We start from the raw sequence: 23210 nt of genomic DNA on the forward strand, positions 1-23210 counted from the left end.
TGGCTTTTATTATTCCAGGTCTATCAAGAACTTTTGAGTGACTAGATCAATGGGGCCTGACTGCAAAACGCCATTATTGGTACTCTTAGCTGAAGACAATCACGCACTGGCGGCCAATGTTATCGAGAGCCTCGAAGAGTACAATATTCGATGTGACTACGCCGATAATGGGATAATGGCCACTGAGCTGACCTTAAAGCATGACTTCGATGTGATCGTACTTGATGTCATGATGCCGGGTAGAAGTGGTTTCGAAGTGAGCTCTAAGTTGCGCAATGCAGGAAGCTCGACACCAATATTGATGCTGACCGCGCTGGACCAATTGGACGATAAACTTGCCGGTTTCCAATCTGGAGGGGATGACTACCTGGTTAAACCCTTCGAAATGCTTGAGCTGGTCGCACGGATTCGGTCTCTATCAATAAAACGACGCGTTACCCAAACCCGGTATAAAGTTGAGGACCTGGAAGTTAATTTAGAGACCCATGAAGTCACCAGGCAGGGGAAATCTATAAATCTGCCCCCAATCTGTTGGGAATTGCTCGTGTTTTTGATGCAACAGAGTCCAAAGCTGGTTACTAAAGAAAAAATTGAACAGCATTTATGGCAGTTTCTTTCCCCCGAATCCGACGTAATCAAAGTACATCTGTATCGGTTGCGGCAGGGAATTGATAAGGGGTTCAGTTTTCCACTACTGCACACGATCAGAGGGAAGGGCGTTATCCTGGGGAAGCGTGATGAAAGCCTTTGATCGCTCCATTCGCAGAAAATTTTTCTTTCACTATATTTGGATTCTTGCCGCAATTGTGGCGTGCAGTGCAGTTGTCGTCGAGAGATCCAAAGTGAAAATGGTTAAGCACGCTTTAGGTGCGACACTGATATCTGTAGCTGAAAAACGTATCATTGAGGCCGGAGGGGTTATTGATGACCCTTTTTTTGCCCAGTTACAAACATATGATGAGTACAGTTCACTGCCAAATACGGCAAAGCGCGTGTTAGAGGAAGCTGACGGCGAAGAAAAAAGGGTGCACTTTAGCAAAGACTTAATTGATGATCGCTACTATTTAGCAATTATGCCTTATGCTGAAAGCGCACTTAAGACAACTTACTACGTGCTAGAAATAGAAGAAGCTGCAATACCCAGCAAGTACAAAAAGGTAGAAATTGAAGTTCTTATCGGTATCTTACTAGCCCTTACTTTAGCATTAAGTGTGCCTCTTATTCTTGCAAGACAAGTGATATCGCCATTAAAAGACCTGGAGAAATTTGCGCAAAAGAGCCGGCATAAGTTGACTCCGATCCCGGAATCTTTAAAGCAAAGGAAGGATGAATTTGGTCGTGTAGGACGAGTACTGCAAGAGTCGCTACAGCAGGTATGGAATCATCAAGAGCAGGAAAGGCAATTTCTACAGAATGCGAGCCATGAATTGAGAACCCCCTTGGCAACCATTGGCAGTGCCTTGCATGTGGTGAAGGTAAGGCAAAAAAAAGGTAAGCCAATCGATACTCAACTGGAGCAGATTGAGCGCTCCTATGAGCAGATGACCCAGCTAACACAGGCACTTCTACTGCTATCTCAAAGCAAGGTAAATCTGGAATCAACAGAATTTGATTTCAGTAATATGATTCAAACTCGAGTTGAGCAGCTCAAATACCTCTTGGGTCAGCGAGATGTACAGGTTCATCTCAATTCGGATAGTTTGGTCAACTTGAAGCAAGTACAAGTGCTATTGGATATCGCCATAACCAATCTGCTCAGAAATGCCTTTGAGCATACCCTTGAGGGAATTATCGATATTGATTTTGATGCAAATGGAATCCGGGTTCAGAACCCCATACTGCCGGAACAGCAGGTGCATTTTGACAGGGGGGAAGGGCAGGGTTTTGGTTTAGGCCTTCATATCCTGAAGCAAGTGGCCGATCAGCAGCAATGGGTCTTTTCTTACAACAAAAATGAACAATACTTAACCGTTAACCTGGCCTGGGCATGAGTTTATTTACCTGGCGTTTACCTTTACCGGCATAGAATCCACTCCAGAAATAACGGAACTTCAACCAGTTCAAATTGGGATTCAATATGTCTAGTTTGCGAGATCAAAACCATAAGAGTTCTCTGCCATTAACTTTGAGTATGTGCACCGCGCTGGTGAGTTCGGCATTAACCAGCCTAGCTTTTGCAGATGAAGTTACCCAGAAGCCGCCAAAGCAGGATGAGACGGCACTTTCTGTAGGTATTGGGACCTTTAGCGTTGAGTCAATCTACGTTGATGGAGAGGACCAAAACAACATATTTCCATTGATCTCAGCCCGCTACAAGCGCTTTTACTTTCAGGGTTTTGAGTTGGGTGCTGACCTGTACCACGACGATAAACTTCGAGTGAAGTTTGGCATTGGCGGTGACCTGGCGGGCGATAGAGACAGAGGGGACAGTGATAAGCTCAGCGATATGGAAGAGCTTGACCTGGCGATTCTTGCCAACTTATCAATGAACTATAAAAGCCCTGTAGGCCTTTGGAAGGTTGGCATCTCACAAGATATCAGTGATACCCACGACGGATACAGTCTATCGGCTGGATATAGTCTGCCTTACAAGCACCAAAAGTGGATCATCAAACCCGACTTCACTATTAGCTGGCAAAGTGATAGTGCGTTGGATTACTACTATGGCGTGGACCTAAATGAAGTAACTCAAGATAGGGCAGCGTATGAAGCAAATGCAGATATCATTACCCGGTTAGGTATACAAGTGGGATACAACATTAGCCCAAACCTTATTCTTATGGGGGGCGTATATCAAACCTGGTATGGCGATGAGATTAGTAATAGCCCAATCGTGGACACTGATAGCTCAAGACGTACGTCATTAATGGTGAGTTATAAATTTTAACTCTTCTTACGATATTTGATGAGTGTAGATTATTTAGACTAGCCGGCTTATCAATACCAAGTAGAAGTTACAGGCCGAGGCAAGAGCCCCTGCCTGTAACCAAAACCTGTTTGCAGTACAATGTACACGATACCCACCGAGTCATAGCAAGAAGGCCTCTCTATTTAGCATCCCAATAGCAGGGACTACCGTATTTCTCCTTAAGGAAATCAATAACAACACGTACTTTGGGAGCCAGGTTATCCGTAGGTAAGTAGAGTGCATTGATAGTCTGGTTTTCTGCCGATGAAGATGCGCGGTAGTCAGTCAAAATAGGAACTAGCTTGCCCCAAGGGCCACGAAATATACCCAGGTCTCTCCTTCAGTTGGCCCTTCAGTCATCACTGTAGGAGCACCGAGTACCTCTATATTCTGTTTCTTGAGGTATTCAACCGCAGCATCAATATCTTCAACATAGAATGCTAAATGATGCCCCCTTATTTCGATCTATGTTGTCGGCATACTCGAATATTTCTAGATTGATGCTGTTAGCATTCATAACAGCAATTTGCTTGATCTCTACACGAGGATTTACATTAAGGTGATCCGTCATCCAGGTATCGCCTGAGGCAAATGGCCCAAACGTATAAGCCAACTCAAAGCCAAAGTGTGTACTAAAGAGCTCAACGGCCAATTCAACATCGGGGACGGTTAATCCTATATGATCTACTTTTTTAAGTCCGGGGATCCCCATTAGATATCTCCTCGATCATGGCGAAGCTTATTCAGTCCGCCCATGGTGGTAGCCCCTTTATTGAAGCCCGTATACATTGAGGCAAAAACAATCAATTCCTCAATCTCTTCATACGTTGCCCCTTGTTTGAGCGCCATTTGGTCAATAGCGATAGTGATTAGTGCTTTGGTTTTCTGATCTAGAAGTGGCTTTCCCCATACCTCACCCGCGACTCGTACAGCTAGATCTCCCCATACCGGGTTGATAGACTTAAGTCCCTCGATCAATGCTTGATCATCCAAAACGGCATTTTCGTATTTGGTAGTCATAGTTAATAGTCCTGGTTATCTAGATGATATTTCGCTGTAGAAACTGGAAGTTATTATAGAGAGTCGTATCCTTCTTAAAACTTATAAGCAGGAACATCACTTTTGCAAATTATGCACAGATGATCGCTGTTTATGGGGTGGCACAGTCTGTTGTTGGGACCTATTTTAGTGCCCTAGCAGGGGCGAAAGAGGTATATGGTAGCGTTGCTAAAATGGTATTAGCCTGAAGGGAAGAGCGTTTTGATATGGCGATTACAGCATGTTATCTAATATCTTTAAATATATTCCAGGTATCCCAACTAGATAAAATCTACTAGCAACACAAGTACTGCTTATAATCTACCCTAAACTATGAATATCCATTGAAGGCTCGATATTCATATGTCCATGACTCCTATAGATATCGAACGCTGGAATAGAAAGGCCCACTTTGATTTTTTTATGAGCAGTGCAGGGTCAACTCGGATAGGCTTAACCCAGCCGGTCGATGTGACAAATCTGGTATCTTTCTGTAAAAAGAATACACTTCCTTTTTATTACAGCCTTATTTTTCTTGTCACTCAGGTGGGAAATGAAATAGCGGGTTTCAGGCATCGTATCGTCAATGGCCAGCCCATTGAGCATGACATGCTGCACCCTTTATTTTCTGATTTAGGGGATAATGAGTTATTCAAGCTCGTTATGGCAAGAATGGAAACAAATCTGACAAAGTTCGTCCACAAGGCAAGGAAACTTTCACAGGCACAATCTGAGTACCTCCCCGTAGAAAATTTCATCAGCCGCCATGATATCTTGAATATCAGCTGCTACCCCTGGGGTGACTTCTCTGGTCTACAGGTAAAGCCTGTACAGAAAGAAGATTGTGATCCAGGAATACCGTTTATTTTCTGGGGTAAATACCATCGCCAGGAGGGCCGCCTTGTCACCTCGATGTATATTGAAGTTAATCATTGCTTTCTGGATGGCATCCATCTTTATCAATTTAAACAGCAGTTGGAGGATAAGATTCGTCAACTAGCTTAAAATTTTTAAACTGGATCTAGGAGGCTCTGAGTAATTCCGTGAACCCGCTCTTAAAGTTGCTTGTCGCGGACCTTTAAAAGCTATAGAGATACTACATAGTTACTCAGAGGCTACCTAGCTAAAATTCCTTCAAACGGTGAAGTTTCAGCCCCCAATAAAAAAGGCAACTACCAGTGCAATAAGCCCGAGAGAAGTAAATTGTATAGAAGTCTTCCTGAATTTTGGCACCGCAAAAGCAACCACTAATCCACTAATCAAGCTAAATAGCAGGCTCGCACCAAGCATAATGGATGAGAACCAGAAGAGGGGACCGGCATGACCTTTATGAATCAGCAGAAATTGATGCCATAGATCATGTTCTTTTACATGAAGTATCGCTGATTGCTTATCCTGGCTTGGCTCCAAATAGACTTGGCGTTTGTAGCCATACCAGCCAATCCACTCATCCTCCAAATAGAAATCTGCCGGCAATGATACTTCTGTGGGCTGAACAATCGGAGAGATGGTATCCAGAGTCTCTTGCTCATTGCTGGGTAAGCCCTTGGGTAGAGAAACTGTGTACTCAAATTGTTCGTCGACGCCCCCCTCTATATCAAATAGGTAGAGCACGCCCGTGGCGATATACAAAATGGCAATGGGTAGAAAAAAGCAGGAAAAATAGGTGTGGAGCTTGATCCACAGTAAACGGTATCTGGATTTCATAGGCAACAAAGGGCGCAATGCAAGTGCATTGCGCCCTGATAGTAAATCAAGTAAAAAATTAGAAGCGGTAGTCTACGGATAGACGGATGTCCCGGCCTGCTTCATAAATTCCGGATACGATACCCCAGCCAGAAATATTTCTATAATCGGCTACGCTGGAGTGATCACGGTACTGCTCGTTAAATACGTTTTGAACAGCTAAATTCACATTCAGTCGATCGTCTGCCAAAGGTTCCCAGTGCAAGTAAAGGTCATGCACATCGTAACCAGACTTATCTACGGTTTGAGTGCTATCGATCCAGCCAAGTTCCACTGCGCGGTGTAAAACCTCAATATTACTCAGGTCATCAACACGAGTGTAGTTCCAGCCCAGTTCTAACTTAGGCGTAATTGCATAGTTAGCGTTCAGGTTATAGGTGTCGCCACGGGCATTCGCCAAGCCATTGTGTTCATAGGCCTCTACAGTATTCCCATTAAGCTCTGAATCATTATGGCTAAAAGCCGCGCTCAGCGTTAAATTATCCCATGCGTAAGAAGCACTGAGTTCAAAGCCGTCGGTTTCCAACTCACCGACATTTTCGTAGTAAGTACCACCTCCGAGCTGATCGAGAATAACGTCATCGATCGTACTGCGGTAGACAGCGGCTTTTAACTCAAGTCCATCCTGGCTGTATTCCAATCCCAGCTCAGTATTGTCGACGGTTTCTGTATCCAGATCAGGGGCAAGTTCTGCCGATTCCAGCGTAAACCCATCTCCAACTTCCTTACCGCGCATCGCTGTTGCGTGGCCTAGGGTGATGGTGATCGCATCGGTCAAAGAATAACTCATACCAATATTGGGGCTGAAACCCTGGCTATCAGTCTTTTCGTCGTAGTTAATCTGCTCCAGCTGGTATTCATCGTAGCGCAGGCCAAAACTCAGTAACAGTGCGTCTGTTGCCTGCCAATGATCCTGAATATAAGCCCCAAGAACCTGGCCTTCCTCACGGAAGGTGCGTGTATCTGGATAGTAATCCCAAGTATCAAGCTCTTCGAGGTAACGGCTCTCCACTTCATCCTCTCGTGCCTCTACGCCGTAAGTGATGGTATGCTGGCCGATACTGCTGGTATTGCGCAAATCAAAGCCGACGGATTCCACCGAGGCGCCGTACTTGCCCCATCGATCGAATATACTCTGCACCATCTCTGATTTGGTGTGATAAACCGTTGTTTCCAGATTAATCAGCGCAGAGGGGGAAAACTGATGATTGACGACAAATGTCTGGCGTTCAGCGTCCATTGGGTAGAGAGTTTGCTCCTGAGTGGCAGGCCAGTTGGGACGCTGTCCGAGCTCTCCAGATTCATCACGCTGTTCGAAGCTGAAGCTCAGCTTTTGATTTTCAGACAAGTCGCCACTCAATTTTATAAAGGCGAAATCCTGTTCGGAAGCTGAGCCATTGATGGTATCACCGTCGCCATCTTCCATATTGTCGCGATCAACCGTCACAAATGACCCAAGCAGCCCCCAGTTGTCAGTGATCTTTCCATAAACTGAAGCACTGGCTTTCTCGCCATCATTACTAAAGAAGGAGCCTTTCACTATTGCGCCAAACTGCTCATCCTCATCGAGTAGGTCATCCGCGTCTTTGGTCTCAAAGCGGATAGCACCGCCAATGGCGCCAGCACCACTGGTAGCTTCGCCGGCTCCAGATTGCACTTCAACTTTCTGCAGCAACTCAGGTTCTATGGAGACTCGGCCAATATGATGGAAGAGAGTACCGGTCTGTGGAGCGCCATCAACGGTAATGTTAAGGAGCGTGTCTTCCATGCCACGGATATAAACTTTTTGCGCAATACCCACCGATCCACCAACAGATACGGACGGAATCTGACGGAAGACATCACTAAGATCATTTGCCTGCTGCTTATCGAGTTCTTCAGGCGTAATCTCAGTATCAGTCGCCACGCCGACAACTACTACAGTTTCCATCGCGGCTTCAGCGTTATCTTCTTGCTTTTGTACTTCTTGTGCCTGGCTGATGCCAGAGGCCAGGGCACTGGATACCATCAAGGGGAGTAACGCGTATTTATTGTGGGAAATATTGCGGGCCATTGGCTGTCCTTCACAGAGTTACCTATTTGCTAATGCGAATTATTCCTATTGGCAACTGTGAAGTACAGCAGTGTTGCATTTGTTACATTTAGTTGCATCAGTGTGTTGGAGAGTTACCTTATGCAGGCTCCAAAGATTGAGTGGGGAGAGTGACTCTCATACACAATCCTCCTACAGAGCGGTTGGAGGCTTCTATGGTTCCGCCCACGCTATGTAGCTGGCGTCGCGCCAACGCCAGGCCCAGCCCAAAATTTTTCGATTTTGATGTGCGAGACTGATCTGCTCGGAAGAAAGGCTTAAAGATACTGTCCAGTAGTGCTTCGGGAACTCCGGGGCCAGAGTCTTCAATATCAATAACAAATCTATTTTTCGTATTTCCCTCCAGAAGGACATGAACGGCTTGTCCCTTCGGGGTATAGCGCATGGCGTTACGCAAGATATTTTCCAAGGCTTGTCCCACTGCCTTGTGATTAGACTGTCTTATTTCAGCCGAGTCTGGCAAATGAGTGCAGATAGTGCGATCGGGAAATTCGAAACGGGCATCCTCGACAATCACATCGATAAGGTCGACCAGATCCAAGTCTTCGATACCTATAGAAGGCTGTTCGTTATCCAGCCAGGCTAGGGTGAGTGTATCGTCTACCAAACGCCTGATATGAGTAGACTCCCGCTGAATCCTCTGGATATTTTTATCATCAGCGTGACTTGCACCAGCTCCCTCTATCGCAATATCCAGTCGGGTGAGTGGAGTTCTCAGTTCGTGAGATAGATCCGCGATTAGCTGGCGCTGGTTGACGATTTGCTCGCCTATTCGAGTTGCCATTTGATCAAAAGTTTTGGCTAATTCAGAAATCTCATCGTCACGATTTCCCAATTGGCGGTGCACTCGAACATCAAAGTTTCCCCGACTAAACTCACGTGTTGCCTGCTCTAGTTTGCGCAGCGGGTGCATAATATGGCGATAGAGCATCACGGAAACTAAAGCTAAGATTCCCATTGGTAGGAGTATTTGCAGCAAGAGTCGCGTTGTTTTCCAGTAGCTGCCAGGGCGCATCCTATCGGGAAGAAGTACTAAGAGGCTGGTTTGCTCGGTTGCAAAAGGAATTTCCATCACCGGGTTTTCTTCAAAATACAGGTGGACCTTCCAATCCACATCCCGGCCGAGGTTATAGCCGATGTAACGATGTTCATTTCCCGTCGCACCAGCTACATGGATTAACTCATACTGGGTAACTGTGGCCCAGGTGTTTTCCTTCTCCTGTAATTCTTTTAACCACTGTTCCAATTCCCCCTCGTTGCCGGAGAGAAACCGCGCTTCCGCCTCCTTTCCCCACTCTTTCAATTCCTCTCGATGAGATGCCTCCAGCATACTCATCTGCTCCTCGGTGCGAATAGTCAGGGAGTTGATCAGGTAAAAGAGAGAGACAATGCCCGCAGTAATCAGAAGGCATAGTTTCCAAAAAAGTTTGCGGTTCATTTCAAACAGTACCCTCTGCCATGCACTGTTTGTAATCGGTCTCCACGCCATCCTGCTCCAGTCAGCTTGCGCCTGATTCGACTCAAGTGCATGTCCAAACTGCGGTCATAGGCACCCAGAGTACGGTTGAGAACTTGCTGTGAGAGATAGGCTTTGCTCAATACCTCTCCCCGGTGAACCGCTAACTCCCACAACAATTTAAACTGGGTAGCGGTAAAATCAATTGCAAGATCGCCGGTGAATGCTTGCTGAGCATTCAAATCGAGTTGCAGGTTGTCGATTTCTGTATGGTGGACGGTCTCCATCATCGCTGGTTGACTGCGGCGCAATAGCGCCTCAACTCTCAGTAACAGTTCGGTCTTGTTAAATGGCTTCGCCACATAATCATCCGCTCCGTGACGAAAACCGGCGATTCTCTCCTCTTCAGCGCCCTTGGCAGTTAGGATGATGACCGGAACCTGACTGGTTTTGCGTAAAATTTTGAGTAGAGAAATACCGTCCATTTCCGGCAGCATCAAATCGAGCAAAACTAATTGAGGTTGTTGCCTGGCAGCTTCCAGCAATGCGGTATTGCCATCAAAGCAAGCGTTGACCTGGTATCCTGCGCTTTGGATCATTTCGCAAAGTTGGTCGTTGAGACCGCGATCGTCTTCAACGATAAGGATGTTGGATTGTGTGGAAGGTTTTTGGCTCATGAAGACATTGGCTGTATGCAAACTGGTTGTGGAGCAAATTACCACAATGAGCAAAGCCTAAATATAGTTAGTTGAAGAGATGAGTATTTGTTCAATCATAGCGCTGGGCTGAACTGCTGATGAGCTCCAATAACTTGGCATTGTATGCTTGAGCATAAAATTTATTGTGTTCGTGCTGCTCGCTATCCAAAGCGTAATCTTCAATATGGAAGCCGGTTCCACATAAGAAAAAAGTTTCCTGAGGTCTGAACTCAGCATACTTACCTTGCAAGTCTTCTTCTAGTATCCCGGGCGCTACATGACCAACCCCTGGAGAATAAACATCCACGAACTTAGCCCGTTTATGAATAAAATCATCTTCCGCATCAATGAATCCACGCTCCGCTGACAGCACGGGATCGCTGGCTATTGCAATCAATTCATAGCTTTTTGAAAGTTCAGCCCATCCCCAAGCGACTACACCAGCGAGAAGGCCCGTGCCCAGAAGAAAGGTATTTCTAAGAGTTGACGTCAATGTCTCCACCTGTGGAAGCCCTAAGGCTTCGTCCTAAATAGGAAAAATAGGCTGTGAAAGCCTGGTTAATTCTTTTGCGTTGCTGCCCCTGTGGATACAGTCCCAACTTTGCCTCTTGACTAGCCTTTGAGCCAGCAACCAAAAAATTATTGTTGATACTGGCATCCTGAATAAATGCTTCGAAAGCCCGAGCACTCAGCTCTACAGGCTCACTGTAATAGACAGAACCATTAGCTTTATCGGCACTGACGGAAGCAGTCACCATGTCACTGGGGTTATTACCACTCTCATCCAGCATCACAGTTTTAAAGCACGCAAAAAGTAAGTCATTGAGCGGGTGGGGTACTGGAGTTGCATTCCGCAACCAGGCCTCTGAGGCATACATGGTACTGGGCGTATCACTGAACGCTTTTTGCGCCAAGTAATGATCAAATGCATGAAACCATTCATGGGCAATGGAGCCAGGCCCCGCATTCTTGGCAAGAGAAAAGCTCCGGGCAGTAGGGTCATAAAAGGCAGCCATCCCCGGGCGCCCGCCGATTCCATATTGAAAAGACAATGTACCTCGGAGGGATACCAACGCTTCCGGTCCTTGAAGAATGGTCATTAGATCAACAAGTGCATCATAAAAAAGTCCTGCGGCCCGATCGCGCTCCTCGCGAGTGACCCATCGGCCAACAGCAATCGAGCGAAAGCCGAATCGCTTCCTGACATCCACAAACGAAACGGGTTGTCGTTGCTGGGTTGCAGTGTGACCACTGCGATAAAATGCCCTGGTCAGGACCATAATCAATGCCAGTCGATTGGAGGAGGGTGGATATTAATCCTCTGGATTGAAGGCTTGCAAGAAACGGGGAGTGCTTCTATTCCTGTCAACGAATCCAACTGCTTTCTATTCCACCCAGTCAGAAAAGTAATCAACCAAATAGTCAATCGCCATTCGCGCTCGCATCGGCAAAAAGCGACGATTCTGATACACGATCCAGCTACTGGCGCCGCGCCCACAAAAAGATTCCAAGATGGGCTCCAGTAAGCCCTGTTGAATTGAACCACTGAAACTGCTTTTGGGCATATAAGCTATACCCAGGCCTTGTTCGCAAGCTTTAACGATCGCATGGGCATTATTCGTTCTCCAGCGCCCACTAACCTTTACGCTTACAGGCTCCCCATTCAGGTCAAAAACCCATTCATCATTGTTAGCTACCAAGCAACTCTGCGTTTTTAGTTGATCGGGGTGATTGGGAATACCATTTTCTTTCAGGTAACTCGGGCTTGCGACGGCCATCATTTGGCGGTCGGCCAGTTTACGAGCAACTAAGCCGGAATCCTCAAGGCGACCATAGCGTATGGCAAAATCAATCCCATCCTCGACGAAATTGACCATCCTGCTATTGAAGTCCATGTCGATTTTCAACCCCGGGTGTTTCAAGCCAAACTCCATCAGGGCAGGGGCAACATATTGCTCAGCAAAGATACCAGCACCGCTAACTCTTAGTGTTCCATTGAGCTGAAACTGTTGCTGGCTAACCTGCTCATTCGCCTGTTGCAGGCAAATCACTAATTCTTTACACCGCTGGTAATAGGCGGTCCCGGCCTGGGTCAGACTTACCTGACGTGTTGAGCGGGCCAAAAGAGATGAGCCCAAGCGCTCCTCCAGGCGGGAGACCTGCCTACTCACATGGCTAGTACTGCAGCCGAGTTGCTTGGCAGCCGCTGAGAAACCTTGGCTTTCTGCCACCGCTACAAACTCGACTATACCGTCAAAATTTTCCATGTTTCTCAATCTCGATTATTGCCACTCTGCAAAGGTATTTAACAGATTTCACGTATTATCAGCAAAAGAGGGACAATCTACAATCCCTCCCCAATGAATACTGACCAACAGAGGAAAGAAACATGAAGAAAGTACTTATTCCAGTGACAAACCACGCCACCCTTGGTGAAACTGACCAGGCAAATGGCACCTACTCACCTGAGTTGACTCACGCGATTCATGTATTTATGGAGAGTGGAGTCGACTATGACATCGCCTCCATTGAAGGGGGTAAAGCACCAATCTATGGCACCGATATCGAGGGTGACGATGTCAATCAAAAAGTACTAAATGATTCTGAATTCCAAAATCGTATCAATAACACCATTCCTGTGAGTCAATTGAATATTTCTGACTATGATGCGGTCTTTTATCCGGGCGGATTTGGTCTGCTTTCTGACTTGGTAACTAATGAAGATTTCGCAAAGTTGAGTGCCAAGCACTACGAAGAGGGCGGTATCTTAGCAGCAGTATGCCATGGCCCTGCCGGTTTCCTGCCTATCACTCTCAGTAATGGTGAGAAGCTTCTGGCCAGCAAATCCGTAACTGGTTTCACCCGTGAGGAGGAGATCGACTTCGGCACTATTAATGATATTCCGTTTTTGCTGGAAGAATCTCTGGCAAGGGGAGCTGCACTTTATAGCAAAGTACAGCCATGGCAGGAATTTGTTATTGAAGATGGGCGGGTGATTAGTGGCCAGAACCCAGCGAGTGCCCACGGTGTTGGCGTTGCCATTGTCAAGCAACTGGCTAACTAAGTGACCTTCGCAGCCGACCCTCCTGGGTCGGCTGCGATTCTGAGTAGAGGTATCCCAAGTGCAAAATGCGATTATCTACCCATCTCTAATGCTTATTGCAGGCATCGGCATACCGGTAATGGCAACACTAAATAACGGACTGGGTATCAAGCTTGGTAGTTCAGCCCTGGCAACTACACTGCTATTTCTCGTTGGACTTGTAATCTCCGCAGCCTATCTCTTGAAAACGGAGGGGTTACCCAGTGCTGTTTTTAGCAAAGATATTGCCTGGTACTTTTACTTGGGTGGGATTCTGGTGGCTTTCTATATATTGAGTGTGACTTGGGTGTCGCCAAGGTATGGTGTGGGTAATGCAGTATCTTTCGTTCTTCTGGGGCAGCTGCTCGCCATCAGCGTTATCGACCATTTTGGGTTACTGGGTGCGCAGCAAACCAGCTTGGATACCAAGCGCCTTATCGGTCTTGCCATGATGGTTGTTGGCGTACTGTTGGTAGTGAAACGCACTTCTTAATTTCAGAAAAAATGGTTATGTACTGAGAGCATATGGCAAATTTAATCGTTATGGCAAAAGTCACAGTCCGCCCACAATATACTTCTCAGGCATCAGCACTGTTGATCGAGCTGGCATGTAAGTCAGAACAAGAGTCTGGCTGTTTATCATATAAAATTTTACCCTCACTGGATGAAGACAATGTTTTCACTACACTAGAAGTTTGGGAGTCTTCTGAAGCTGAAATGCAGCATTGGAATACAGACCACTTAAAAACCATCATTGCAAAGCTGAATCCACTTCTTGCTGCGGAGGCAAGAATCGAAAAATATTCAGAGGTTCCCTAGCACAGCCGTTATTTTATGTTGCGACTTTTTGTATTCTCACTTTTATAATATCCATATCTTCTTTTTCATTGAAGTGAGTCTAATCGGACATCGGCTTAAAGAAGCGCATATACACCTATGAGATAACCTATCCACTAGTCTACTTTTTGATCTCATAATTAGGAGCGTGGCCTTTCTTATAAACCAGAACTGTTCGCTGAAAGCTCATAAAAGTATCTCCTCGCTGATTAATACCACGGGTTTCTACGCTAACAATACCCTGTGTTGGCCTAGACTTGGATTCACGCTTAGAAATGACCTCACTTTCTGCATAAACCGTGTCACCTTCAAAAACAGGTTTAAGCAGTTTAACTTTGTCCCACTCAAGATTGGCAACAACTTTCTTGCTAATAGTATTTACTGTCATACCCGTGACAATAGCCAATGTCAGAGTACTATCTACTAATGGAAGGTTCCATTCAGTGCTCTCTGCGTAATGGGCATCAAAATGGAGTTGCGCCGTATTCATAGTTAACAGGGTCATCCAGGTATTGTCTGTTCGCGTCAATGTCCTACCTGGACGGTGCTCGATAATGATACCTTCTACAAAGTCCTCGAAGTAGAAGCCAAAATCTTCGCGATATCGATTGTTGTCAATCTGTTTATAGGGGTTAAATTCCATCAATATTGCCTCCTTGATTGAGTGGCTGTAAGTTCGCCTGGTTATGCCCACAGCACTTGTGGATTTTTGCTGGAGTATCCTTTAGCTAAGATTATTAAAGTTTGAGATTATTTGCTGGGCCTTAGAGTAGATCGGGATATCTATCATTCGGCCTTCATATTGGCAGGCTTTACCTGAGGATTCATTGTAGATACGAACGATTTCCTTTGCTTCCTTATACTGATCTAGTGTGGGTCTAAAAGATATCTTGATAGTTTTTACTTGTTTAGGGTGAATAGCTGCCTTGCCACTAAAGCCAAGCGATTGAGCCTCATTGAGTTCATTAACTAGTCCACCTTCATCCTTAAAGTTAAAACAAGGGGAGTCATAGCAAGCTATCTGTTTGAGTGCGGCAGCTTCGACCAATTTCATGCGCGCCCATATCAGTGCTTGTGGGGTGCATTCACAATTCAGATCGGCTGCATAATCAGCGGCCCCAAACATCAAACCTTGCAACTTTTCAGAGCTACAGTTAACGATATCATATAAATTGGATGCTCCCTGAGCGGTTTCAATTAAGGCTATAATCGAAATATCCTTATAGGCTTCGCTCAAGAGCTCACTGATAAGGTTGATATCATGTTGAGATTCTGTTTTCGGATAAAGCACCACATCTATAAATGGCTTTTTATCAATAATTTCAGCCATATCTTTTATTCCATTGATCGTTGACAAACTATTTATCCGAATTGCACTTATAACACCATTCGAGCTTGGCCTTGAATAAAAATCGATCGCGATATCCCTGGCACTATCTTTGTCCTCCACTGGTACGCTATCTTCGAGATCAATGATTATTCCATTCGCCCCAACTTCAGACGCCTTAGCAAATCGTTCCGGTTGGTTTCCAGGGGTGAATAACAATGCGGGGAAAAGCTTTAAGTTGTTCATTTTATCGCTCAAATAAAGTTCTGCTCTTTGGCCTGCTCCAATAAGCTCTTACGGAATTTAGGGTGTGCGATTTCAATCAAGGCGAGGGTCCGCTCTGTGGTTGATTTTCCCATAAGTCTGCAAGCTCCGTACTCGGTTACCACGTAATCGATATCTAACCGAGAGTCTGTGGTTATAGAATTCAAACGTGGAACTATCCTGGAGGTATTACCACGCTGTGCCGTTGAGCTACTGGCCAGAATAGTCTTCCCATTTTTTGAGTAGTAAACTCCCCTCACGAAATCCAGTTGCCCACCAACACCGGAGAATTGATGTCCAATGAATTCCGCATTGACCTGTCCACTGAAATCAATCTCAATAAATGAGTTGACTGAGATCATATTATCGATCTGGGCTATTATTTGGGGTTCATTCACATATGACACGGGCAGACAGAACATAGATGGATTGCCATCTATAAAGTCAAATAGTTCTTTGTCTCCAGCTGCAAAAGTGAATACGCTCACATGAGGGTTAATTGTCTTTCGGGCATTAGTTACTGCTCCAGACTTAATAAGCTTAATCATACCCGGTGTTATTACCTCGGTATGAATGCCCAAATCTTTCTTTTTAGTTAGTTGTTCACACACTGCATTCGGAATAGCGCCAATACCCATTTGGATAGTTGCGCCATCAGGTATTAACAGAACAATGTAGTCACCAATTTTTCTATCTAAATCGGTAATCTCTTTTGGAGATTCCTCCGCTAATTCCATATTGTTTTCAACAATGGCATCCACTTCACTAATGTGCAACAAGGTGGCCCCCGCTGTACGTGGCATATTTTCATTCACTTCCACAATTAATCGATTTGCGTGGCGCGACAACTCAATAGCATAATCACCATTAGTGCCAAAGTTGAAATAACCATGCTTATCCATCGGCGCCACAGTTACCAGGAAAGCATCTATTTTAACTTGCTCTCTGATTATTTGAGGATATCGACTAAAAGATATAGGGACATAGTTAATATATTTTTCCCCTTTTGAAAATCCAGCATTTGCTAATTTAACTTCGTCTTTAGTTAGCATTGAAGAGTAAGGCCTAACCCGGTCCATTAGATCTTCTTGAAAGATGGTTTCCGTTGCGACCTTTCCACAACGCATATAATAGACTTTTAAATGTGTAATAAATCCATTTCGAATATGCTTCTCTAGTGCTGAAAGTAGGGCTGGTGGGCTAGCGGTGCGCATACCGATAGAAATAACGCTATCGTCTGGGATTAAATTAACTGCTTCTTCAGGTGTTAGCTGTTTCTTTTTATACAGGGCGTTGTTATCCATAGCAGATTAACCGATTATTTGGCCACACTGTGATCCTTGAAGCGGCTGCTGTCGCTCTTATGGTCCTATTACAAAGGCGTTAATAAGCAAAAAACTTCATAGAGCTGCAATTAAGCACTCATAAGGAAGTAAGAGCTACTAAGCCCTGCGATTATAGTTTGCAAATCAAAACTTGTTTCAAAAGGGCTAGTGACTTAACGATGAATATCATGCAGCTTGTTTGAGCAGATTCGATTTTATGCAGTCGGTATGCTCTAAAAGCTCCGCAGTTGATCTTTATGCCAAGGTGGTATTCGTAAAAGCACCTAAATCTCTTAATGGTTTTCCATTAGCTTTATAGTGCTGTTCACCAAAGATTACTGCTTATCAGCTGTCTTTAAGAAAGAATGATATGACTTTAGCTGATTCATCAAGCAGTGGTATGCCAAACCTCAGCAACTACACTTTTGCAAACACTCGTAGATGCCGCACTGGTACTATTCCAAATAGTTCTTTAGCGGTTCCCAAAGCAACCGTTGGAAGTCTATTTATGACAAAATCAAAACGTCCACTGATTTCCGTCAACCCCTTGAACGGTAAAACTCTGAAGACTTATCACGAAATGTCACAAGAGGATCTCGACAAGGCGATCGGTCTCGCAGACAAAGCCTTTGTAAGCTGGAGAAACCGAAGTTTTAGTGATCGAGCAGCGATACTAAAGCGTGCAAGTAATCTATTTGAGGAGCGATCCGAAGAACTTGCCCGCCTAATGGCGTTAGAGATGGGTAAGAAGCTCAGTGATGGTCAAGGTGAATTGGCACTTTGTGCTGAAATTTTTGACTACTACGCCGAAGAGGGCGAAAAAATCTTAGCTCCACAGCAGCTTTCCACCCGCGAAGGGGAGGGCACTTTAGTCTTCCAGCCCTTAGGAGTGGTCTACGGCATCCAACCATGGAACTTTCCCTTCTACCAACCGGCTCGCTTTACCGCCGCCAACTTGATCGCCGGCAATGTTGTACTTACTAAACATGCCTCTAATGTTCCCCAGTGTGCCGAAGCCTTCGCACAGCTGTTGTTTGATGCAGGGGTACCGGAAGGAGTCTATACCAATCTACCGATTACATCCGGTGGAGCAGCCTCCATTATTGATGACGATAGGGTCAAAGGAATCTCTTTTACTGGCAGCAATGCCGCCGGGGCAATGGTTGCAGAGCAAGCCGGCCGCAATGTAAAGAAAACTGTTATGGAGCTGGGTGGTGTTGATCCATTTATCGTGCTCGAAGATGCGGATATGGATTTAACGATACAGCGATTTGCGGAGGGAAAGCTGGGCAATTGCGGGCAGATATGTTTGGCTGCGAAGAGAATCATTCTAACGGAGCCCATTGCTGAAGAATTCCTAGACCGCGCTACCAAGCTGTTCCAAGCGCTGAAACCCGGTGATCCTCTTGTAGAAAGCACAGATTACGGTCCGTTATGTACCGAGAAGGCTGCTGAGCAACTGGAGGATCAAGTCAGCAAGTCCGTTAAGGCTGGCGCCCAACTGCTAGTGGGAGGTAAGCGCAATGGCGCATTTATCGAGCCGGGTATATTAACTGAAATACCCGCTGGTTCCCCGGCAGCAGTAGAGGAGTTGTTCGGCCCCATCGCTTGTGTTTGGGTGGTTCCCGATGAGGAGGCAGCGGTTAAGCTGGCCAATGATAGCCCCTTTGGTCTGGGTGGTTCTGTCTATACCCAGGACCATGAAAGGGGGCGCCGTGTCGCGGAACAATTGGAATGTGGTACTGCCTTCGTGAACCATGCCGCTTCAAGCTACGCCAGTATGCCTATGGGAGGAGTGAAGAAATCCGGCTATGGCCGGGAGCTGGGAGAACTAGGTATTAAAGAGTTTGTCAATCAAAAGCTGATACGGTACTTCTAAGTAGCGCAATATAGACATGGGCAGAGCAATGAAAGTACTTGTGGCGGGTGCTAACGGTGCAATCGGTCAAATCCTTGTGGGTAAACTTGTCGGTAAGGGGCACGAGGTAACCGCTATGGTCCGCACGGAATCCCAGCAAGATAATTTGCGTAGTACAGGTGCGCGCCCCATTCTTGGAGATCTGACAAAGAAGGAGTCCCTAAACAATGTGGTAAAGGGGCAAGATGCAGTCATTTTTGTTGCGGGCTCCAAGGGTAAAGCATTGGAGTCTGTGGATCGGGATGGTGCTATCCATCTTTGTGATGCAACGAAAAGCGCGGGTATATCGCGCTTTATTCTATTGAGTTCCATTTTTGCCGGGCGAAAGGAGCAAGGGCCTAAAGAGCTTCAACTCTACCTCAAAGCCAAACAGATTGCGGGTGAGTAAATCGGAAAGAGTAACTTTATATGTAGTAGTTCAGACTTGATCTGACAGTTACCGGTTTTTCAGGAGGTGCTCTGTCAGGTCAAATTCAGTTTACGAGCTTTTCCTTCCAGATGCTTTTTCCATCTTCAAGAGTGGCTAACGGTGTTCGACCGCAACACTTCTTACCCTGATGGGTTCTCTCATTATTGTAATATGTGAGCCACTCGTCCAGATCCTTTTGTAACTCTTCTATTGATCCATAGATCTTGCGGCGTAATGAAGGTTGGTAGAACTCTTGTAGAATAGTTTTATGGAAGCGCTCACAGATCCCGTTAGTTTGTGGATGTCTGGCTTTTGTCTTGGTGTGTTCTATTTCGTTCACACTTAGATATAACTGGTAGTCGTGCTGTTCCAATTTGCCACAATACTCTGTACCGCGATCAGTTAGGATACGCAGCACCGGTAGATCATGTAAGGCATAAAACGGTAGTACACGGTCATTCAGGAGGTCTGCCGCAGTGATTGGCGTTTTGGTGGTGTACAGCTTGCAATGAGCCACCTTCGCATAGGTATCGATATAGGTTTGTTGGTAGACACGTCCGACGCCCTTAAAGGTTCCTACATAGAAGGTATCCTGCGAGCCCAGATAACCAGGGTGTTGAGTATCAATTTCACCACAGGCTTCATCATCATGCCGTTTTCTCTCCAAAGCCTGAACCTGTGACTCCGTGAGGATCAGTCCCTCCTCAGCGACCTTGGCCTCAAGTGCCTTTAATCGCAATTTGAAGTTAGCTAGGTCATGCCGTAACCAGATACTCCGAACGCCACTAGGGGACACAAATACACCGCGTTTACGCAGTTCATTGGAAACTCGAACCTGCCCATGGGCAGGCTCTTGGAGGGCATAAGTTAACACTGCCTCTTCAATGACTGTGTCAACACGGTTCTTGTGGTTGGGTACACGCCGGTTCTTCTCAAGAAGGGCGTCCACGCCACCACTTGAAACGGCTTCCTTGTACCGATAGAAAGTGTCTCTCGATACACCCAGCATCTTACATGCTTTGGAGATATTTCCGAGTTCTTCTGCCAGATTTAGCAATCCGGTCTTGTGTTTGATGATGCGATCATTAGTATGGATCATGGGGTTTATCCTTGGTTTTGCTTTTAGGTTTAGGCACCTTCATCAAAACCGGTAAACCCCTCTTTTTCAAGAGGATGTGTCAGATTTGGTCTGAACTAATACACTTTATATATGTTCAGGTGCTCACTTGAGTAAGTCACCAGTATTCTCTTCGCTACCGACCCCCGCCAACGCTCCGTGTCTCTATCACCAGAAACACCCTTTGAGTAAAATTTAAGATGCTCTAGTTAAGGGTTATGAGGTCTTTAATCGCAATCGAGGTTTCAAATTCTAAACTCATGTGAAGTCAGAATCATTGATATTAAATGGATTTTAAGGCCAATAGTTTTATAAATATGGTGTGCCTCAATCATTACCGCACAATACTCATTATGAGCCACCTTTGGTCCCGCATAGATGAATTAACAATATTTTTCAGTGCATTCATAGTGAAAGTATTACATAAGCTGTTCTGATCATTTCTATGGCTTTTGCTCACTTAAGGAGCCTCTGAATAACTACGTGTTACCTCTGGCTTGCAGAGCGGTTCACAATCAAGGCGCTGCTTTGCAGGAATCTATACCTTTCAAGAAGTCGTAGCGCGGAGTGTGAATCGCTCTGCAAGACCAGCAGAGATATTACGGAGTTATTCAGAGACTCCTTAGATTAACAAAAGTCCAGACGAATATGAAAGAATGACCACATAAGATGAATATAAGATAACGTCTACTTAAAAAAAGGGGTGCTGCCGCAATGCTCCCATTTTGCACAAAATGCGGACAGCTTAGCGGGTCTTCTAGCTGTAGAAAGTTGAAGTTCAGCCTCCCCCCTAGATGACTGGTTAAATATTAGGCACAAATGAGTATCCTGCGTGAATCTAAGTTAGTTTTCACTACTTAATATGTGCTGTTTTAATGTAAGATTACAATGTGAAAAGGTGCGCGAGTTTTTCTACCACCCCAGCAATCTAAATAGTATTTGGAGGAGTAATAATGAAATATGCAATATCAATAATTTTTTCCTGTTTTTTGGCAGTCTCAGCAGTAGCGGAACCAGCTTACACAGGTGATGCAGTCCCATCATTTCTTCATATTTTTAGTGAAAGCGGTCATGCTTACGTGGATCACCAGTCAGGCTACTGTAATACAGATAGATTTGTCTTGTATACAAGCCATGAAAAATATGATGCCGTTTTTTCTATGTTACTTTCGGCTCAAATGGCTGAGAAAGAAGTTATGATTCGATTTGATGGTTGTGTTAATGATGGAGATTTTGGGAAAATAATTGGTGTATATTTGAAGTAGAATATACGAATTCGAGAAGCTGGTAGTTTCTAGTGGTCCATCCGGTTAATTCTATAGCGATTGTTTTGCACGCTCTACAAAAGCGATGGTTTGACCGGAGGGCTTTGTCCATTTAAATGGTTTTACAGCTTCAGCATTGTGAGCCTCGATGAAGCAAAACTAGGATACCCACAGATTAAAAGATGACGTCGGAAATAGTACAGGCCTTTCACTTTAAAGGCCATTTCTCCTGGTCTAGTTCGGACGATGTGAAATGCTGAAAATTAAGCTTTAGGTTTAATTGCGTAACTTTAGTTAAACCGGAAGGAATAGCATCGAAGCTTGGGAGGGAATTAGTAGGGTGTTGCCGAATGGAAACCTTGGCAATTACCTATGCCATGTACCCAGCGTTTATTGAGCTGAATACATGCCTGTCGCACAGCCCCTGCTGATCCCATCAGGCTTTTAAAGCGGCTTTCAAAGTTCCAATTTTAATAGAGCCCATGTTTGGTTGAGGTGCCCAGCCGTTCAAGGACAGGGAGCGTGTTTTGAGAAGTGGCACCGCGCTTTTTGGGGGCAAAATGTCGGCTAGCCCAATCTACTAGCGCCAAATACTGATCTAGCTGAAAGGGTAGCCCTCTCAGTATATTCAAACGCTCAGCGCCGACAAATGGAAGTAGATTTTTGGGTTGCTCAACTTAGGCTGCCACAAGAATACGCTGTTGAACTGAAGTGTAATCAGACTCTTGAAGCATCTTCGCGATATTCGCATGGATCAGGTCGAGGTCTACATGGGCCAGATATTGGGTATCTAGAATCGGTAGCTAGTGGATTGGGCCTACTTTTAAGTCAGCGGCCACACTGAAAACTTCACAGCAGCAAGCTAACCAGAGCTTCCATAATTTTCTTATCAGTGCGTATATCTAAATGGATACCAAAAGTGGAATAGATCTCTTCGTCTTTAATTTTCGTGTCCTTATTATTGTCCGAACCTAATGAAAGGCTACAAATATAATTCTTAACTAAGGGGGCAAGACAGGTTTGACAAGTACTCCTATTCCTAATCCAGACGTTTTGGTTGCTGTGCATCTTTGGAGTGTGTTCTAATTGCGCGTTTTTTTGTATTATTCAAGGAATGACTCTGTATGTTAACTGTTTTTAAGAATAAAGTTTTTGGCTCATTTTTAAGGTTGAAGTATTTCAGCCTTATAAACTTAGTTTTTTTACTCCATGCAGCACCTAGCTTTTCTTACAGCCTCGATCAATCCTATCAGCTATACGCAGACGGTAGCACATATTATTTGAAAACAGATTCCATATGGGTGCCAATTGGGGTGGAGATTATGGTGATTATACCTGCCTATAAGGATGGGCAGGTACTTAAACTAGAAAAAGTGAATGGAAACTGGGTCGTCGAGTCTATTTCAATTTCTATCTTTAATGCCGTCGCCCCATCGCTATTGAGCGGGAATCGAATTCAATATGTTGATACAAACACTGATGGCCATTTAGATATACAGGTCTCCTTGGGGGGGGCGGATGGAACAGTCATTCTGCTTAATGACGGTACATCATCGGTTTTCACTGCCTCTAAACCAGAACGGCGCGTAATATTTATTCATACCGACTTGTTGGGCTCTCCCGCAGCAGAAACTGATGTTAATGGTCAGGTTTTGAGTCGTTAAATACTCTATAGAATAACTTTTATTTGAGCCTAATGTTTTACAGATGGCCTCACAGTAATTGGGG

Annotated in this window: 26 protein-coding genes; 11 read left to right on the top strand and 15 right to left on the bottom strand. The window is 45.1% G+C overall.

Annotated features, from left to right (window positions below; genetic code table 11):
- The first annotated feature begins 37 nt into the window (after window positions 1–37).
- The 3 genes from ACJJI8_RS17575 (at window position 38) to ACJJI8_RS17585 (ending at window position 2887) form a co-directional block, all read left to right on the top strand.
- Complete coding sequence (locus tag ACJJI8_RS17575) at window positions 38–751, top strand: response regulator transcription factor (protein ID WP_444933175.1); 714 nt, start codon at window positions 38–40, stop codon at window positions 749–751.
- Entirely contained in the window at window positions 738–1991 is a 1254-nt protein-coding gene (locus ACJJI8_RS17580; protein WP_444913053.1) for a sensor histidine kinase, read from the top strand. Before ACJJI8_RS17575 ends, ACJJI8_RS17580 begins: the two co-directional genes overlap by 14 nt.
- Window positions 1992–2077: 86 nt before the next feature.
- Window positions 2078–2887 carry a MipA/OmpV family protein gene (locus tag ACJJI8_RS17585; RefSeq protein ID WP_444933176.1) on the top strand — a complete coding sequence of 270 codons (810 nt, stop codon included), beginning with the start codon at window positions 2078–2080 and terminating at the stop codon, window positions 2885–2887.
- A 160-nt stretch (window positions 2888–3047) separates the two neighbouring features.
- Here ACJJI8_RS17585 and ACJJI8_RS17590 read toward each other — a convergent pair whose 3' ends face one another.
- Genes ACJJI8_RS17590 through ACJJI8_RS17605 form a run of 4 tightly spaced genes read right to left on the bottom strand, consistent with a single transcriptional unit; the run spans window position 3048 to window position 3928 of the window.
- Complete coding sequence (locus tag ACJJI8_RS17590; protein WP_444913760.1) at window positions 3048–3197, bottom strand: hypothetical protein; 150 nt, start codon at window positions 3195–3197, stop codon at window positions 3048–3050.
- An 8-nt stretch (window positions 3198–3205) separates the two neighbouring features.
- Entirely contained in the window at window positions 3206–3373 is a 168-nt protein-coding gene (locus ACJJI8_RS17595) for a VOC family protein (protein ID WP_444935174.1), read from the bottom strand.
- Complete coding sequence (locus ACJJI8_RS17600; RefSeq protein WP_444933177.1) at window positions 3336–3620, bottom strand: VOC family protein; 285 nt, start codon at window positions 3618–3620, stop codon at window positions 3336–3338. The genes ACJJI8_RS17595 and ACJJI8_RS17600 overlap by 38 nt, the downstream gene beginning before the upstream one ends.
- Window positions 3620–3928 carry a carboxymuconolactone decarboxylase family protein gene (locus ACJJI8_RS17605; RefSeq protein WP_444933178.1) on the bottom strand — a complete coding sequence of 103 codons (309 nt, stop codon included), beginning with the start codon at window positions 3926–3928 and terminating at the stop codon, window positions 3620–3622. The genes ACJJI8_RS17600 and ACJJI8_RS17605 overlap by 1 nt, the downstream gene beginning before the upstream one ends.
- Before the next feature lie 381 nt (window positions 3929–4309).
- Between ACJJI8_RS17605 and ACJJI8_RS17610 the strand changes: the two genes are divergently transcribed.
- A complete protein-coding gene (locus ACJJI8_RS17610; RefSeq protein ID WP_444933179.1) occupies window positions 4310–4951 on the top strand; it encodes a CatA-like O-acetyltransferase in 642 nt (213 codons plus the stop codon).
- 144 nt (window positions 4952–5095) lie between these two features.
- Here the strand turns inward: ACJJI8_RS17610 and ACJJI8_RS17615 are convergent, their stop codons facing one another.
- The 7 genes from ACJJI8_RS17615 to ACJJI8_RS17645 all read right to left on the bottom strand — a co-directional run bounded on the left by ACJJI8_RS17615 (window position 5096) and on the right by ACJJI8_RS17645 (window position 12205).
- Window positions 5096–5653 (bottom strand): PepSY-associated transmembrane domain-containing protein, encoded by a 558-nt coding sequence (locus ACJJI8_RS17615; RefSeq protein WP_444933180.1) that lies wholly within the window; start codon window positions 5651–5653, stop codon window positions 5096–5098.
- A gap of 58 nt (window positions 5654–5711) precedes the next feature.
- Window positions 5712–7745, bottom strand: a complete 2034-nt coding sequence (locus ACJJI8_RS17620; protein ID WP_444933181.1) for a TonB-dependent receptor — start codon at window positions 7743–7745, stop codon at window positions 5712–5714.
- 118 nt (window positions 7746–7863) lie between these two features.
- The gene (locus ACJJI8_RS17625; protein WP_444933182.1) at window positions 7864–9222 is read right to left on the bottom strand and encodes a sensor histidine kinase; all 1359 of its coding nucleotides are present in this window, start codon (window positions 9220–9222) and stop codon (window positions 7864–7866) included.
- A complete protein-coding gene (locus ACJJI8_RS17630; RefSeq protein WP_444933183.1) occupies window positions 9219–9917 on the bottom strand; it encodes a response regulator transcription factor in 699 nt (232 codons plus the stop codon). Before ACJJI8_RS17630 ends, ACJJI8_RS17625 begins: the two co-directional genes overlap by 4 nt.
- Before the next feature lie 91 nt (window positions 9918–10008).
- Entirely contained in the window at window positions 10009–10431 is a 423-nt protein-coding gene (locus tag ACJJI8_RS17635) for a hypothetical protein (RefSeq protein ID WP_444927801.1), read from the bottom strand.
- Window positions 10415–11218 carry a CLCA_X family protein gene (locus ACJJI8_RS17640; protein ID WP_444933184.1) on the bottom strand — a complete coding sequence of 268 codons (804 nt, stop codon included), beginning with the start codon at window positions 11216–11218 and terminating at the stop codon, window positions 10415–10417. Before ACJJI8_RS17640 ends, ACJJI8_RS17635 begins: the two co-directional genes overlap by 17 nt.
- A gap of 105 nt (window positions 11219–11323) precedes the next feature.
- A complete protein-coding gene (locus ACJJI8_RS17645) occupies window positions 11324–12205 on the bottom strand; it encodes a LysR family transcriptional regulator (protein WP_444933185.1) in 882 nt (293 codons plus the stop codon).
- A 122-nt stretch (window positions 12206–12327) separates the two neighbouring features.
- Between ACJJI8_RS17645 and ACJJI8_RS17650 the strand changes: the two genes are divergently transcribed.
- From ACJJI8_RS17650 to ACJJI8_RS17660, 3 genes are read left to right on the top strand one after another with little or no spacing between them, the layout of a single operon-like run.
- A complete protein-coding gene (locus ACJJI8_RS17650; RefSeq protein ID WP_444933186.1) occupies window positions 12328–13002 on the top strand; it encodes a type 1 glutamine amidotransferase domain-containing protein in 675 nt (224 codons plus the stop codon).
- 58 nt (window positions 13003–13060) lie between these two features.
- Window positions 13061–13513, top strand: a complete 453-nt coding sequence (locus ACJJI8_RS17655; protein ID WP_444933187.1) for a DMT family transporter — start codon at window positions 13061–13063, stop codon at window positions 13511–13513.
- Between the two features lie 32 nt (window positions 13514–13545).
- Window positions 13546–13839: a putative quinol monooxygenase gene (locus tag ACJJI8_RS17660; protein WP_444933188.1), complete on the top strand. Its 294-nt coding sequence runs from the start codon at window positions 13546–13548 to the stop codon at window positions 13837–13839.
- A gap of 139 nt (window positions 13840–13978) precedes the next feature.
- On the opposite strand, the gene ACJJI8_RS17665 is transcribed toward ACJJI8_RS17660, so the two are convergent.
- The 3 genes from ACJJI8_RS17665 to ACJJI8_RS17675 all read right to left on the bottom strand — a co-directional run bounded on the left by ACJJI8_RS17665 (window position 13979) and on the right by ACJJI8_RS17675 (window position 16752).
- Window positions 13979–14500, bottom strand: a complete 522-nt coding sequence (locus ACJJI8_RS17665) for a MaoC/PaaZ C-terminal domain-containing protein (RefSeq protein ID WP_444913061.1) — start codon at window positions 14498–14500, stop codon at window positions 13979–13981.
- An 81-nt stretch (window positions 14501–14581) separates the two neighbouring features.
- Window positions 14582–15430: an HpcH/HpaI aldolase/citrate lyase family protein gene (locus ACJJI8_RS17670; RefSeq protein ID WP_444933189.1), complete on the bottom strand. Its 849-nt coding sequence runs from the start codon at window positions 15428–15430 to the stop codon at window positions 14582–14584.
- 8 nt (window positions 15431–15438) lie between these two features.
- Window positions 15439–16752, bottom strand: a complete 1314-nt coding sequence (locus tag ACJJI8_RS17675; protein WP_444933190.1) for an acetyl-CoA hydrolase/transferase family protein — start codon at window positions 16750–16752, stop codon at window positions 15439–15441.
- Between the two features lie 529 nt (window positions 16753–17281).
- Here ACJJI8_RS17675 and ACJJI8_RS17680 point away from each other — a divergent pair.
- Complete coding sequence (locus ACJJI8_RS17680) at window positions 17282–18652, top strand: NAD-dependent succinate-semialdehyde dehydrogenase (RefSeq protein ID WP_444933191.1); 1371 nt, start codon at window positions 17282–17284, stop codon at window positions 18650–18652.
- 28 nt (window positions 18653–18680) lie between these two features.
- Window positions 18681–19079, top strand: coding sequence for an NAD(P)H-binding protein (locus ACJJI8_RS17685; RefSeq protein ID WP_444933192.1), 399 nt, complete (start codon window positions 18681–18683; stop codon window positions 19077–19079).
- A gap of 85 nt (window positions 19080–19164) precedes the next feature.
- Here ACJJI8_RS17685 and ACJJI8_RS17690 read toward each other — a convergent pair whose 3' ends face one another.
- Window positions 19165–20199: an IS481 family transposase gene (locus ACJJI8_RS17690; RefSeq protein ID WP_444932638.1), complete on the bottom strand. Its 1035-nt coding sequence runs from the start codon at window positions 20197–20199 to the stop codon at window positions 19165–19167.
- Between the two features lie 971 nt (window positions 20200–21170).
- Between ACJJI8_RS17690 and ACJJI8_RS17695 the strand changes: the two genes are divergently transcribed.
- Window positions 21171–21482 (top strand): hypothetical protein, encoded by a 312-nt coding sequence (locus tag ACJJI8_RS17695; RefSeq protein WP_444933193.1) that lies wholly within the window; start codon window positions 21171–21173, stop codon window positions 21480–21482.
- A gap of 1124 nt (window positions 21483–22606) precedes the next feature.
- A complete protein-coding gene (locus tag ACJJI8_RS17700) occupies window positions 22607–23146 on the top strand; it encodes a hypothetical protein (protein ID WP_444933194.1) in 540 nt (179 codons plus the stop codon).
- The last annotated feature ends 64 nt before the right edge of the window (window positions 23147–23210 follow it).

The organism is Microbulbifer maximicatervae (SeqCode) (assembly GCF_052467695.1).